This window comes from Ruegeria sp. ABV3_008 (assembly GCF_056161185.1).
The window spans coordinates 358,069-371,962 of record NZ_JBSWYP010000004.1 but is presented as its reverse complement, the minus strand read 5'-3'; the positions used below and the strand labels follow the sequence as shown (position 1 = coordinate 371,962).

The window sequence follows — 13,894 nt, the reverse complement described above, 5'->3', positions numbered from 1 at the left end:
TTTACAGAAATTCGCTTCCGTCCATTCCTCCGAATACAACCACTTCAACCAGGAAAGATCGCTGACCAGCCGAGACACCTTCAAGTTGACATGCAGCGCCTCTCTCGCAGAGTGGCGCGAACTCGGTGCGGCATAAAGGGCAGCGCTACTGGCCTAGCTGAGACTGGTTCAAATTAGTTGACAGTACCTTTGCTCAGAAGCTGAAACACAGGAACCGTTCCGGTCAGTCCTTTGAATTCTTGATCCCGTAAAAATCGTGTTTTCTTGGATGTTCCCAGCGCTTCGACAATCGACGCATCGACTAATGTTTCGGCGGCTCGCGCGTGTTCACATAGGCGAGCTGCAAGATTTGGCACTTCTCCAATGGCCGCATAGTCAAACCGGCCTTCAAATCCGATACAGCCAATAGTGGTTTCACCCTTGGCGATACCGATCCCGAGACCTAAGCGCGATCCCTCCTTTTGAAAGGGTCCAAGCGCGTTTGCGACCGCCGCATGCAGCTCGCTCGCAAAGGTGACAGCCTGGCCCGTAGGATCGCGTGCCCGCAGCGGGGCATTAAACAAAACAACGATGCCGTCGCCCAAGAAACGTTCAAGTGTGCCCTGATGCCGTTCAATCAGTGGTCCAGCGCAATTGTGAAATACGTTGAGGGCTTCCAGTACTACTTGAGGATCAGAGGCTTCCGTAAAGGCCGAGAATCCTCTTAGATCCGCAAACAAAACGACGATGTCCGCTCTTCGGTTCTTAAGAATAGCGCTGTCATCACCAACCGAAATAATTTCTTCTGCCACTTGCCTTGGTAGAAAGCGGCGCAAACGATTGAACCGCTCAATCTGACCAATCTGTTGATTTACTCGTTTCTCGAGTTCCTTGTTCCAGCTCTGCACTTCGTCATGCAAAGCTTTTGTTCGGAGCATGGAACGTACACGAGCAATGAGTGCAATTGTGTCAACTGGTTTGGTGAGATAGTCATTTGCACCAGCCTCAAGTCCTTGCACCATATCTTCAGTGTTCGAACGAGCTGTTATCAGAACCACCGGAATAAAGGGGAGTATTGGATCCATTCTCAATCTTCGACAGACTTCGAAACCGTCCAGCTTAGGCATCATTACGTCTAGCAAGATCAAGTCGGGCGACAAATCAGTAGCTTTTTCTATGGCGTCTTCGCCATCTACGGCCTCGGCAGTATCATAACCATGCGCGCTAAGTCGCATTGTCAGCAGGTTGCGATTGTCCTGCTGGTCATCGACAATCAAAATGAGTGGTGGGTCTTTCATTTTTTCATTCAGACCTGTCCAACAAAGATAATGACTTTCGCCAACAGAGCACGCGGACTGTAGGGCTTGGTAACGTAATCATCGCATCCGGCTTCCCGTGCTTTTGTTTCGTCGCCAGACAAAGCAAAGGATGTTACCGCGATGATTGGAATGTTCGCGCCCTTTGGGTGCTGTTTTATCTGGCGGGTAGCATCGTAACCGTCTAATTCTGGCATCTGGATATCCATCAAGATTAGATCGGGCTTTTCAGCAATCGCTCGGTCTACACCTAGCGCTCCGTTTTCGGCCTCCAGCACTTCGAAGCCGTGACTGCCTAGAAGGTCTCGGAGTATGCGTCTGTTGTCAGCCTGGTCTTCTATGACAAGTATTCTTTTAGACATGCTCAGCTCCTCGTAGCCTGAACGGGGAGTACAACAGTGAATGTCGAACCGTTGCCAAGGCTGCTGGCGACTTCAATTCGCCCACCGTGCATTTCTACGATCTTTTGAGAGATAGACAGACCGAGGCCAGTACCCCCGGCGGCACGCGTAGACGAGGCGTCAGCCTGTTTGAATTCCAGGAAAACCTCATCAATTTGCTCTGCGGAAATTCCAACTCCTGTGTCAGTTACGGTTACTACAAACCGTTGATCATGACGAGCCAAGTTAAATTCGACGTAACCCTTGTCAGTGAACTTTACCGCATTTCCGACGATGTTTAGTAAGACCTGTCTAATACGAGCCGCATCGCCATGCCCCGTGGGAAGTCCGCCTTCTACTTTGGTGCGGATTTCCAGTCCCTTGCTCGCTGCTATGGGCTCAATCGTGGAAACAACGTCTTTGAGGATCTCAGACATCGAATATGTGTCCAGGGTCAGTTCGAGTGCTCCGGCTTCAATCTTTGAAAGATCCAGAACATCATTGATCAATGACAGTAGTATTTTACCATTCACTTGAACCCGATGAAGCGGATCGTCGATTTTTTTGGGCACTGGACCATAAATTCCATCCCGGATCATTTCGGTATATCCGAGGATCGAATTCATTGGAGTTCGCAATTCATGGCTCATATTGGCGAGAAATTGCGACTTGTGCAGGTTTGCAGTCTCAAGCTCATCGTACAACGTGCCCAAACGCTCTGTCATACGATTGGCGCTGCGGGCGAGATCTCCGAGCTCGTCGGTGCTCTTGATATTGGCTCGGGCGGTAAAGTCGCCTTGAGCAACTTTTCTTAGCGTGACCCGGATTTGCTCAATCGTGCGGATCAAAGATTTGCTGAGCAGGAAGCCAAGCAAAATCGCAATAACGACTGCAATCCCTGCTGAAGCAAGGACCATTCGCCACGATTGATCAAACGCGTTTTGGTTAATCAAAGCTTTCGAGCGCATACCATCGCGCAAAAGCAGGTATCGTTTCTCAATCAGATTGTCCAAAGACTTAACTATTGGGACCAGCTGCAACTCGAATATTGATTTGGCAACTACAATCTGCCCAGCTTCATATCGCTCAACGATATCAAGCCCTATTCGTTTTATTTCTTCAGTTTTTCGCGACACATCCGCGATTTCATCCTTCGAAAAAAGGTTGAGATCCGGTTGATCCCTTGTCTCAATGAGATGACCAAGCGACTGAATAACGTGCAGCTTATCTTCAAAGAAGCCTGCACTGTCGCCAAGCATGGTGTTACCTCCAGTCTCGGCAAAAATTGCCGTTCCATTCAACCAGATTTCTTGCAGACTGCTTTCAAACACCTTTAGATTTGACAACCGTACCTGATCTTGAAGCAACTCAGCGGTTCGAAGGTTCGCTTTGCGCAACTCAGATAGCCCGGTGAACGCCAGTATTAGCATTAACCCGACAATACCAAGTAGCGCGACCAGCAACTTGGTTCTTATCTTTATGTGAAACCCGCTGAGTGAATTGGTAGAAGTTATTTGTGGGCTATCTGCGGCTTTCACGAAATCAGAAGTTTCGGCAGTCATGCAATCGCTCCCGACAGTATTGATCGGATATGCAATTGATTAATTATGCATCAGAAATGCCAGATCACAAAATCATTGAAGAAGCTCAGAGAAGTTGAATAGCTATGCTTATGATAAAGAGCGTCTTGTGAATGGACTTTCCGGCTTTTTGTCGGCACTTGCTTCTACCACTATGAAATCCCGCTGTTGGCAAATACACCGCACAAAGCTGCGGTGTTTACTTATCTGGTAGGCACTTTTTGGGGTGAGGGCGATGGCACTCGATATGCGTCTGACAGTATCTTTGGCGCAATTCGGCCTCAGTGACGGTTTGGATCGCACTGCTGGCTTTGATCTTGTTCGGGCTGATGCGCCATGTAAGCTTTTGCAGCGCCTACAATTTCTCGTCTTTCCTGAATTACAACGCGATGTTCGTTGCGATCGCGCTGGGCATATGTTTCGCGACCATGACTGGCGGGAGTGATCTGTCGGTCGGATCCGTTGCGGCCTTTACGTTGGTTGTTGCTAAGTATCTCAGCCCAAACGCAGTTCAGGTTGCGCTGCCGGAGGCTGGCCGGAGTCTTTTTGGCCTCGGGTTTTGGAGCCGGACAACCCCTTGAGGGCATCGGATGGGAATTGTCGGCCATCGCGTCCGTCGTGGTGGGCGGCACCTTGTTGACGGTTGGGATGGGTTCGATCCTTGCGACGGTGGCCGGAGCGCTGTTGTTGGGGCTGGTCTTCAACGTTCTAAATTTTGAAAACGGTCAGGGCACCATCAGTTTCAGTACCTATTGGCAGATGGTCATATGTACAGGCTTTCTATTTGCGGTCATCCTTTTAAAGTCTCGGGTTATTGCCAGGCAGCAGAAGGTCTTGGGTTCATGAATCGCATAGAAAGTGTTTCAGCGCGGCTGTTCAACGTTCCGCTCGAAGAGGTCCTGGTCGATGCCAAACATGGGGATCACACGTTTTTTCAACTGATCACAGTTACTATTCAAACCTCGGATGGGGTCGAGGGGGTCGGATATTCTTATACGGGGGGCAAGGGTGGTCATGCCATCCTAGCGATGATCCAGCATGATCTGGCACCGTTCCTTGTAGGACAAGACGCCGAACAGATCGAAAGCCTGTACGATGCCATGCAATGGCATGTGCACTACGTCGCACGGGGCGGGATCGCCTCCTTTGCCATCTCGGCCGTGGATATTGCCCTTTGGGATATTCGCGGCAAAACACGAAATGCACCATTGTGGCAGATGGCGGGCGGAGCGTCTAAACGGTGCAAGGCCTATGCCGGCGGGATCGACCTGAATTTCTCGTTAGAGAAACTGCTGCGCCAGACGGAAGGGTACCTTGCGCGAGGGTTCAACGCAGTCAAGATCAAGGTCGGTCAACCAGACCTGGCTGACGATCTTGCACGTGCCCGGGCGGTGCGCGAGATGCTGGGGCCGGACCGGTTCTTCATGGTCGACGCGAATTACTCTATGAGCGTCGAAGAGGCCATCGTGGCTGCCAGAGGGTTTGCCGACTGCGATATTCTGTGGTTCGAGGAACCGACTATTCCAGACGACTACAAAGGTTATGGCCGAATTGTCGAAGCGACGGGCGTTCCCCTCGCTATGGGTGAGAACCTGCACACCATGCACGAATTCGAATACGCCTTTGATGACGCCAAGCTGAGTTTCATCCAGCCCGATGCCTCAAACTGCGGTGGAATCACCGGCTGGCTGCGCGTGGCCGCGCTAAGTGCACAACACGGCATTCCGGTTTGCAGTCATGGGATGCAGGAACTGCACGTCAGCCTTGTTTCTGCGCAACCCAACGCAGGGTGGCTGGAAGTACACTCATTCCCAATAGACCAGTACACGACCCGTCCGCTGGTTGTGGAAGATTGTCTGGCCGTAGCCCCGGATACCCCGGGAACCGGAGTAGAATTCGACTGGGACAAATTGAATTCGGAACACAGGGAGATGCATACATGACGACCCAGACGATCTCTGCGGTGTACTACAGGGGCAACAAAAGCTTTGCCGTGGAACAGGCCCAGGCGACTGCTCCGGGCCCAAGCGAAGTTGCCGTTCGCGTTGCCTACTGTGGAATTTGCGGGACGGATATGCACGTCTACCACGGCAACATGGATGCGCGTGTCGGCCTGAACCGGGTGATTGGGCATGAGATGTCAGGTACCGTCGAAGCGGTGGGCGAGGGCGTCGATACGGTTGAACCCGGCCAGAAGGTCGTTGTCCGACCGCTTGATCACTGCGGAGAATGCCCCGCTTGCAAACGGGGGCATCAGCATATCTGTCAAAACCTCAAGTTTCTCGGCCTCGACACCGATGGCGCCATGCAAGAGATCTGGACCGTTCCAGCCCACACTTTGCACGTTCTTCCGGATGACTTGCGCATGGATCACGCGGCGCTGATCGAGCCAGTCGCCGTTGCCTGCCACGATGTGCGGCTGTCCGGCTTGCAAACAGGAGAGGACGTTGTCGTCATTGGCGGAGGCCCGATCGGCATTCTGGTTGCCATGGTTGCGCGGGATGCGGGTGGAAATGTCGTGATTTCCGAAGTGAATCCGAACCGTCTTGCGATAGCTGAAAAACTTGGCTTTGACACGATCAACCCAACCGCGACCGATTTGGTGTCCACAATCAACGCGCGCACGGGCGACAAAGGTGCGGATGTGGTTTTCGAAGTGTCGGGAACGCAGCCCGGTGTTGATGCGATGACCGCCGTTGCCGCGACGCGGGCTCGGATCGTGATGGTCGCGATCCATGCTCAAAAGCCCCAGATCGACCTGTTCCAGTTCTTCTGGCGAGAGCTGCAACTGATCGGTGCTCGGGTCTATGTGCCAGAGGATTACGAGAAAGCCATCGCAGTTGTCGCCTCGGGCGGAGTAGACGCGGATGTCGTGATTACTGACGTCAGCCCTCTGGCAGACATTCAGGCCGCGTTTGAAGCACTGGATCGCAGTCCAACCGCAATGAAAAGCCTGATCGAAGTAGGACCGCGTTCATGAGTGTTTTGCAAAGTTTCGACCTGACCGGAAAGACGGCCCTTGTGACTGGGTGCAAACGCGGTATCGGGCGCGGCATGGCTGAGGCATTGGCATCGGCCGGAGCCGATATCATCGGAGTGTCCGCCTCGCTCGAGCTGTCCGGGTCTGATGTCGAAAAAGCCGTGACGGCGATGGGGCGCAAGTTCCGGGCGTACCAGTGCGACTTCTCGGATCGCGCCGCGCTGCATGGGTTCATTGATCAGTTGAGGGCCGACGGGCAACCCCCTGATATCCTTGTCAACAATGCCGGCACGATCAAACGCAAACCCGCCGCTGAACACCCGGACGACTGGTGGGACGAAGTGATTGAGGTGAACCTGTCCTCGCAGTTCGTTCTGTCTCGCGAGATCGGGAAGGACATGCTAGCGCGTGGCTCAGGGAAGATCATTTTCACAGCTTCGCTGCTGACATTTCAGGGCGGCATTACTGTGCCGGGTTACGCGGCCTCGAAAGGTGGGATTGGACAGCTGACCAAGGCTTTGGCCAACGAATGGGCCGGGCAGGGCGTGAATGTGAATGCGATCGCGCCTGGCTATATCGCGACCGACAATACCCAAGCCCTGCGGGATGATCCGGTCCGGTCCAAGTCGATCCTCGAACGAACACCCCAAGGCCGTTGGGGTACGCCTGATGATTTTGCCGGACCTGTGGTCTTTCTGGCTTCTGAAGCGTCGGACTTCGTCAACGGTGAAATCCTTGTTGTCGACGGGGGTTGGATGGGGCGGTAGCACCGTCAACCCTCCATGTGATCCAAGGCCTCAAGTCCCGATGTAGTGCACCTTCAATCGCCGCGTCTTTGGTGCTCCCTATGTTCGAACAGGTATAGGCTTTGTACGCGGCCCAGAGGAAGCTGCCCCTGTTCGACCGGGATCGATACCTGAGTTTGCGTCAACAGCGCCCGCGGATGCGATGGAGCGTTGTCGTCCTCGGTCGGGCGGTGGTAATACTTGCCTGGTGACTTGGGTACGAGTTTCTCGAAGAACGTCTCGATATCCCTGAGCACTTCGGGATCGGCATTGGCCTGCACCAGCAGCGCAGCACCCGTGTGGACGCACCAAAGGGTTAGCAGGCCCGAGACAAATTCATGTTCGGACACCGCACACTGAACCTTCCCACTGATGTCGGTGAGGGATTTGCCGGGCGTTTCAATGGACAGGTCAAAAAACTCTTGCTTCATCCAGCTGGCCCTTTCCTTGATTTAACGCGAACGCGCCCAGCTTTCTAGACTCCGCTTGGCGTTCAGTAGCGGGGTTCAAGCATATGATTTTGAACGCATATTGACTGTACCCTTATGCAAACAGGCTTTTGAACTTTTCCACACACAGACGAAAACCATCTTCGAAGTTTCCGTTGCCGGGGTGATAAACACTCTCAAAGGAAATCACGCCATCATAGCCGTCCGATCTGAGCGCGTCTGCGATGGGTTGGAACAGAGGCGCGAGCTGACCTTCCCCCATGCGGCGCACTTCCAGCGTTGCCCTCGGCGTGTCGACCTTTACGTCCTTGATATGAATGTGACCCAAGTAGCCGCCGCGCAGTTCTTCATAACCGTCCGGGTACGCCAGTTCATGGCACCAGCAGTTGTTTCCGGGGTCCCACAGCACTTTCAAAATGTCTTTTGCGTCCAGCTCGTCGATCAGCTTGCGGGCTGTATAGTTCGAATTGACCAGCGTGCCGTTTCCGGTTTCAACGACAAGCGTCACGCCCTCAGCTCTTGCCAGTTCAACTGCCGGCGCGATCAGAGGCGGCATCGAGTCCCATACCCCATGCGCCACGTTCCACTTCTCGGCGCCGTTTTTTCCCCACAGTATCTGCTCTTTTCGTTGGGTCATGATCCGAACCAGCGGAGACCCAACAACATGCGCCATGTCGATTACGCGTTTCAAGGCGTCCATATGCCGAGTGTGCAGGTCGTCGCCGGGTCTATTGGCAGCTGTCATCCCCGCAAAGATATGGCGCGACAGACATGACACAGGCTTGCCTCGGTCGCGCAAAAGCGCGTCGATCTCGGCAACTTCCTGCGGGGAATGATCCCCGACCTCCGCATCGCCAACGAATTGAAGCTCTGCATAGTCCAGGCCGAACTCGTCCATCACGTCCACGGCATGCCGCAGATCGCGGGAAATGCCGTCGCAAATTACGCCCAATTTCATGTCCGGTCCCCTCAGCGATGCAATTCTGCGCCAACGATCTCTTCGATGACGCGAGTACACACCCAGTTGTCGCCATTCGGGTATTTAGTTTTTCCTGCGTGAAAGATCTGCATTGCGGATGACGCTGTGTGCATGGGAACGCCCAATGCACCGGCGAGTGCCAGCGAGATCGTCAGGTCCTTATGCATGGTTGCGATATGGCTGCCGGTGTCCTCGAACTTGCGATCAATGATGTTTTCAAGGGCGGTATTCACGACGCCGCACCCCGCGCTGGATGAGGAGAACACATCAAGCAATGCCTGACCGCTGACACCGGCTTTGGCCGCCAGGGCCGCAGCCTCGAATGTGGCGGAAAAGATCGATCCGATCAGGGATTGCAGGCAGGCTTTCACGGTTTGCCCGTCGCCAGCGTTTTCTCCGACTCGATGAATTGTTCCAGACACTGCCTGCATGACTTCGGCGTTTCGGTCCAGCACATCCGCAGCACCGGCAGCCATCATCGTCAATGTGCCGTTCTGCGCGCCGGGAAACCCACCTGAGACCGGCGTGTCGATCAGATGTATGCCTGAGCCTTCCATATCCTGCCCGATGGCGCGGGCTTCGGCCGGGGTAATGGTCGCCGACAGGATGACCGTCCCGCCTTTGGCCATGTTCGCAACCAGCCCGTTTTCACCCAGAATGACATCGCGGGCCTGATCTCCGTTCATTACCATGACAAACACACTGGCGGCGTGTCGACCGACCTGTCCCACGCTGTCCTTGGGCCGGCCGCCCATGTCAGCAAATGCCGTCATGCGCGTCTCGCTCAGGTCGAAACCTGATGTTTCGAAGCCATTCTTGATCAGGTTCTTGGCAAGGCCGCTGCCCATGTCGCCAAGACCGATTACGCCTGCAGTTTTCATTTGGACTCCTCCCGTTATTTCGCCATTTCCGAATGGCAGACGTTTCGAAAAATGATGCCTAATCGCATCGGTTTTCGCGGGAGTTTCACGCGTCTTGAACAGACGTCGGGCGAGTCCGGAAGACACCCCGCTGCCCGTTTACGTATAGTAATTAAACGAAGAATGCGGCGCTCAGGCAAGCAAAGAAGTATTGCGGGCGAAAAGAAACCGCCTGATCCGACGCGTTACGAGAACGCCGCCATGATGCCGCGCAGTTCCGCAAGCCCGCGCATACGCCCGATCAACGGATAGCCGGGAGTACTGTGTCCACCCAGATCGCTCAGCAGTTCTTGTCCGTGGTCGGGTCGCATCGGAATTTGCCAGTCGCAACGCCCTTGGGATTTGCGGCGGCGCTGTTCGTTCATCAGTTCGCGAATGGTGCCGACCATGTCTGTGTCGCCCTCCAGATGCGAGGCCTCAAAGAAGTCCGGCTTCTGGCTGTCTGACCCGGCGATGCGTTGGGTATTCCGCAGATGGACAAAGTGAATTCGGTCGCCATGCCTGCGCACGAAGTCCGGCCCATCGAATTCGGGGGACACTCCCAGCGATCCGGTACACAACGTTGCGCCATTCGCCAACAAATCAACCGCATCCAGAACGGCGCCGTAGTCATAGGTACTGGACATGATCCGCGGCAGACCAAGCAACGAGAACGGCGGATCATCCGGATGACAGCACAAGCGTAGTTCCAGTTCTTGGGCGACTGGTGCGACTTCTGACAGGAAGTCGATCAGGTTTGCGCGAAGCCGGTCACGGTCTATATGAGCATAGGTCTGCAACAAAGCGCGCACGTCCTGCACGCTCCACTGATCGTTGGCGCCGGGCAGCCCCGCAGTGACATTGTGTTGCAACTGGGCCTTGGATTCATCCGACAGGCGCAAGAAGCGATCCTTGGCCGTTTGCTTGACGTAGCTGGAATAGTCTTCAGACGCGCCCGGACGTTCAAGAATATATATGTCGAAAGCAGCAAAATCGGTCAGGTCGAACAGCATAGCCGTTCCGCCATGCAGCTGCGGGGCGCGAAGGGCGGTGCGTGTCCAATCAAGGATTGGCATGAAGTTGTAGCAAACGACTTTGATGCCACGGGCGGACAAGGCCCTGAGGCTGGACTTGTAAGCCTCAAGATGTTCGGCCATGTCTGTGGACTGCGTCTTGATCGCCTCGGATACAGGCAGGCTTTCGACAACGTCCCAACTGTACCCGGCAGCAGCCAGAACGGCCTGCCGATCGGCGATGCTCGGTTCGTCCCAGGGCTGTCCCGGGGGGATGTGATGCAGTGCGGTGACGATGCCCTGAACCCCGACCTGATGGAGATCGGCCAGAGCGATCGGATCATCGGGTCCGAACCAACGCCAGCATTGTTTCATGGCAGCCATCCTTCATAAAGCGGGTGATCGGGCCTGATGGGAAGGGCAACGCGCTGCCCGGTGCGCGCTGCGTGATAAATCGCCGTCACAAGTCCGATGGATGCAGCGCCGTCCCGCAGCGTAACGGCCGAATTTGCCTCGGACCGCAGCGCCTTGCCGACTTCGGTAAAGAACCCTTCGAAACCTGTTGGCTCGGCAGCGGCGGCTGCAAGAGCCTCGTCGATAGCGGCTTGATCCACCGGGTCCCGCGCAACGAATGTCCAGGGCGTTTGACCCGGAGAATAGGGTTCAGTGCCAGAGGTGGCGGTCAGCTTTTCAAAGACGAACCGCAGGCGGGTTTCGTCCGTGGCGGCGCCCAGGGTGATATTGCTTGTGCACAAGGCTCCGGAAGACATGCCAAAGCAGATCGCGGCGCAATCTTCGGTCTCGATCGGGTTGACCCGCGTTGTGGCCATTGCAGACACCCAGGCGATATCACCCGCGATATGAGTCATCAGATCGTGGTTGTGGATGGCATGGCCAAGCACTGCGCCGCCGCGTTCGCCGGCCCATGTTCCCCGCCACGGAACCGCGTAATAATCTGCCCCGCGGGACCAATGGGTTTCAAGCGCGGCAGTTTGAACCGCTCCGGTCAGGCCAGCGCGTTGCAGGTGGCGCAATTGGGCCAGTGACGGCCCCCACCGGTATTGAAAAACTGGAAACACATGCTTGCCCGCGCTGCTTGCTGCTGCCGTGATCCGATCCACATCCTGCATCGAGGTCGCAAGAGGCTTTTCGCAGACAACGTGTTTTCCTGCGGCCAGTGCGGCAAGGGTGGTTGGTACATGCAGATGCGGCGGCAGGCAGATGTCGATGACATCAATCGCCGGATCATCCAGCGCGTCTTGAATGTTGGTCAGTGTCCGAAAATCCGCGTTCTGTCGAATCTGTTCGATCCGGTCCGTATTCTGGTCCACCACGGCGGCTACGCGGAATGTGCGGTCAAGCCGTTCCAGTGCGTCCAGATGTTGCGCACCGATACCTGCGCCAAGGATCGCAACGTTGATCATCCGCGTTCCGCCATTTCCTGCGCGTGCAGTGCCAATTCCATGACCGTAAAGCAGTGGGTCTGCGTCATTGCGGTTTCGGTCCGATTGAGGATGTCATCGGCGAGGCGCGAAAAATAGGGAAGACCGGCGTCAGATGCGTCGATCTTTTGGCAGGTTTCACCATTGACGAGGATCAGATGGTCCGTCCCTGAGGCCCCACCCACATCAACATATTTTCGCAACTCGATATAGCCTTCGGTGCCAAGGATCGTCAGGCGGCCATCCCCCCAGTTTGGCAAGGCATCCGGAGTGAACCAGTCAACCCGGATGTAACCGGTGCCATTCTCGCTTCGTAGATTGACCTCGCCAAAATCCTGCAATCCGGGATCGTTGGGGTTTGCGTAATTCGCCACATAAGCGTTTGTGATTTCTGCGGTTTTTGAACCTGTGTAATGCAGGAATTGGTCAATCTGATGCGAGGCGATGTCGGCCAGAATACCGCCATAGCGGTCACGCTGAAAAAACCACTCCGGCCGGGTTGCCCGGTTCAATCGGTGGGGGCCAAGTCCGACCGTCTGGATTACGCGCCCGATGGCACCGGCCTCGACCAACTCGGTCGCCCGGGTGCTTACGGCCGTTTCAAACCGTTCGGAAAAATTCACCGACCAGATGCGACCGGTGTCCGCGACAGTTCGCTTGATCTGGTCGAGCTGTTCGAAAGTCGTGCAGCCCGGCTTGTCGCTCATGACGTCCATGTCGTTCTGCATGGCGCCGATCGTTAGCGCGGCCCTATCCGCAGGTACTGCCGAAATAAGCGCTAAATCCGCCCCGCAAGTTAGGGCGTCTTCCAGTCGAGCCAGCCGCGGAATATCGGGAAATCTTTTGACGTAGCCCGCCAGCGTTTCGGGATCGCCTTGTGTCCAATAGCCAACGCAGTCCACTCCGATTTTGCGCATGTTTTCCGTCATGCCATAGATATGGCGGTGGTCCAGGCCAAGGGCGACGCAGGTCAGATTCATGAGGCGACTCGTGTTTTCTGGCCGGTTCGATTGGCGATCTGCATCGCGTCGATGACGGCGTGGGTCAAAAGGGCACTGCGTCCGGTGGCCATGGGTCGCGATCCACCGGCGATGGCGATGGCGAAATCCTCAATGACCGCCTGGTGCCATTCATGGGTGAACGCCATGGGATCCGCTCCTCCGCCTGTGGCGGACGTTTCGCCAACAGTAGATTTCTGACCACCGAAAGTAGTCAAGGTCAGGACACCTGACTCCAGATGCGCTTTGGCGCGCGTTCCCTGGATGGTGATGGACTCAGCGGCCCCAGGATATTCGGCAGTAGTCGCCATCAAAGTTCCCACCGCGCCGCTGTCCATTTCAAAGACTGCACCTGCCCAATCCTCGGCCTCGAGATCGTGTAACGGAGTTTTTCTCATCACGGCCTGAATGTCCGAGATCGGCCCCAGCAGCCACATCGCGAGGTCAAGCGTGTGGATCGCCTGCGAGATCATAACACCGCCTCCGTCGCGTGCATAAGTGCCTCGACCCGGCTCGTCATAGTAGCTCTGATCGCGCCACCAGGGGACACGGATCTCCACCGTGGCGATCGCGCCCAACTCACCCTGTTCAATAGCCGATTTCAGCACCTGCGAGGCGGCGCGGGCGCGGTGCTGAAAGACGATACCCAGCTGCACACCTGACACCTCGCACTGTTCGACAATGGCTGTTGCGGCGTCCAGCGTTCTTTCGATAGGCTTTTCCATCAGGATAGGTTTCGAAGCGGTCGAAAGAACCCGCACCAACTCTGTGCGCTGATCAGGCGGGGTTGCGATGATCGCAAAGTCGACGTTTGGATCGTTGGCGATTTCCTCGACCGAGCTGAACGCGCGGGTGTCGTTTCGCTGCGCGAAATCAGCTGTTTTTTCAGGATTGCGCCCGAGGACGCCGGCAAGATTGAGGCCTTGCTCCGATGCCTGAATGGCAGCGACATGCGTGCCCGAAACCATCCCCAAACCAATCAGCGCAATATTCATTCATTCCCCCGGATCACCCTCTCAGTCTGCGGGTTCGAACGGGAAAGATGCAACCATTAAAAACTGTGTTAACAATTGCGGGCAGCAGCATCGGAGGCA

Annotated in this window: 15 protein-coding genes and 1 pseudogene; 6 read left to right on the top strand and 10 right to left on the bottom strand. The window is 55.5% G+C overall.

Annotated features, from left to right (window positions below):
- Positions 1–136 (top strand): annotated as a pseudogene (locus ACXAH8_RS10305) (IS6 family transposase); the annotation flags it as partial.
- A 37-nt stretch (positions 137–173) separates the two neighbouring features.
- On the opposite strand, the gene ACXAH8_RS10300 reads toward ACXAH8_RS10305, so the two are convergent.
- Genes ACXAH8_RS10300 through ACXAH8_RS10290 form a run of 3 tightly spaced genes read right to left on the bottom strand, consistent with a single transcriptional unit; the run spans position 174 to position 3,237 of the window.
- Complete coding sequence (locus ACXAH8_RS10300) at positions 174–1,277, bottom strand: adenylate/guanylate cyclase domain-containing protein (protein ID WP_475218077.1); 1,104 nt, start codon at positions 1,275–1,277, stop codon at positions 174–176.
- Between the two features lie 8 nt (positions 1,278–1,285).
- Positions 1,286–1,657: a response regulator gene (locus ACXAH8_RS10295; protein WP_475218075.1), complete on the bottom strand. Its 372-nt coding sequence runs from the start codon at positions 1,655–1,657 to the stop codon at positions 1,286–1,288.
- Positions 1,658–1,659: 2 nt separating this feature from the next.
- Positions 1,660–3,237: a sensor histidine kinase gene (locus ACXAH8_RS10290; protein ID WP_475218073.1), complete on the bottom strand. Its 1,578-nt coding sequence runs from the start codon at positions 3,235–3,237 to the stop codon at positions 1,660–1,662.
- A gap of 302 nt (positions 3,238–3,539) precedes the next feature.
- Between ACXAH8_RS10290 and ACXAH8_RS10285 the strand changes: the two genes are divergently transcribed.
- The 5 genes from ACXAH8_RS10285 to ACXAH8_RS10265 are packed head-to-tail and all read left to right on the top strand — an operon-like array spanning position 3,540 to position 7,002.
- Complete coding sequence (locus ACXAH8_RS10285) at positions 3,540–3,836, top strand: hypothetical protein (protein WP_475218101.1); 297 nt, start codon at positions 3,540–3,542, stop codon at positions 3,834–3,836.
- Positions 3,718–4,101 carry an ABC transporter permease subunit gene (locus ACXAH8_RS10280; protein WP_475218071.1) on the top strand — a complete coding sequence of 128 codons (384 nt, stop codon included), beginning with the start codon at positions 3,718–3,720 and terminating at the stop codon, positions 4,099–4,101. The genes ACXAH8_RS10285 and ACXAH8_RS10280 overlap by 119 nt, the downstream gene beginning before the upstream one ends.
- Complete coding sequence (locus tag ACXAH8_RS10275; protein WP_475218069.1) at positions 4,098–5,198, top strand: mandelate racemase/muconate lactonizing enzyme family protein; 1,101 nt, start codon at positions 4,098–4,100, stop codon at positions 5,196–5,198. The genes ACXAH8_RS10280 and ACXAH8_RS10275 overlap by 4 nt, the downstream gene beginning before the upstream one ends.
- A complete protein-coding gene (locus tag ACXAH8_RS10270; protein ID WP_475218067.1) occupies positions 5,195–6,235 on the top strand; it encodes a zinc-dependent alcohol dehydrogenase in 1,041 nt (346 codons plus the stop codon). The genes ACXAH8_RS10275 and ACXAH8_RS10270 overlap by 4 nt, the downstream gene beginning before the upstream one ends.
- Positions 6,232–7,002 (top strand): SDR family oxidoreductase, encoded by a 771-nt coding sequence (locus tag ACXAH8_RS10265; protein ID WP_475218065.1) that lies wholly within the window; start codon positions 6,232–6,234, stop codon positions 7,000–7,002. The genes ACXAH8_RS10270 and ACXAH8_RS10265 overlap by 4 nt, the downstream gene beginning before the upstream one ends.
- Before the next feature lie 53 nt (positions 7,003–7,055).
- On the opposite strand, the gene ACXAH8_RS10260 is transcribed toward ACXAH8_RS10265, so the two are convergent.
- The 7 genes from ACXAH8_RS10260 to ACXAH8_RS10230 all read right to left on the bottom strand — a co-directional run bounded on the left by ACXAH8_RS10260 (position 7,056) and on the right by ACXAH8_RS10230 (position 13,795).
- Positions 7,056–7,451, bottom strand: a complete 396-nt coding sequence (locus tag ACXAH8_RS10260; protein ID WP_475218064.1) for a secondary thiamine-phosphate synthase enzyme YjbQ — start codon at positions 7,449–7,451, stop codon at positions 7,056–7,058.
- 112 nt (positions 7,452–7,563) lie between these two features.
- On the bottom strand, positions 7,564–8,427 hold the full coding sequence (locus ACXAH8_RS10255; RefSeq protein ID WP_475218062.1) for a sugar phosphate isomerase/epimerase family protein: 864 nt from the start codon (positions 8,425–8,427) through the stop codon (positions 7,564–7,566).
- Positions 8,428–8,438: 11 nt separating this feature from the next.
- Positions 8,439–9,329, bottom strand: a complete 891-nt coding sequence (locus tag ACXAH8_RS10250; protein ID WP_475218059.1) for an NAD(P)-dependent oxidoreductase — start codon at positions 9,327–9,329, stop codon at positions 8,439–8,441.
- Positions 9,330–9,553: 224 nt separating this feature from the next.
- The gene (gene uxuA, locus ACXAH8_RS10245) at positions 9,554–10,735 is read right to left on the bottom strand and encodes a mannonate dehydratase (RefSeq protein ID WP_475218057.1); all 1,182 of its coding nucleotides are present in this window, start codon (positions 10,733–10,735) and stop codon (positions 9,554–9,556) included.
- Positions 10,732–11,784: a Gfo/Idh/MocA family protein gene (locus tag ACXAH8_RS10240; RefSeq protein WP_475218055.1), complete on the bottom strand. Its 1,053-nt coding sequence runs from the start codon at positions 11,782–11,784 to the stop codon at positions 10,732–10,734. Before ACXAH8_RS10240 ends, uxuA begins: the two co-directional genes overlap by 4 nt.
- Positions 11,781–12,782, bottom strand: a complete 1,002-nt coding sequence (locus ACXAH8_RS10235; RefSeq protein WP_475218053.1) for a Gfo/Idh/MocA family protein — start codon at positions 12,780–12,782, stop codon at positions 11,781–11,783. Before ACXAH8_RS10235 ends, ACXAH8_RS10240 begins: the two co-directional genes overlap by 4 nt.
- The gene (locus ACXAH8_RS10230; RefSeq protein ID WP_475218051.1) at positions 12,779–13,795 is read right to left on the bottom strand and encodes a Gfo/Idh/MocA family protein; all 1,017 of its coding nucleotides are present in this window, start codon (positions 13,793–13,795) and stop codon (positions 12,779–12,781) included. The genes ACXAH8_RS10235 and ACXAH8_RS10230 overlap by 4 nt, the downstream gene beginning before the upstream one ends.
- Positions 13,796–13,894: the final 99 nt, after the last annotated feature.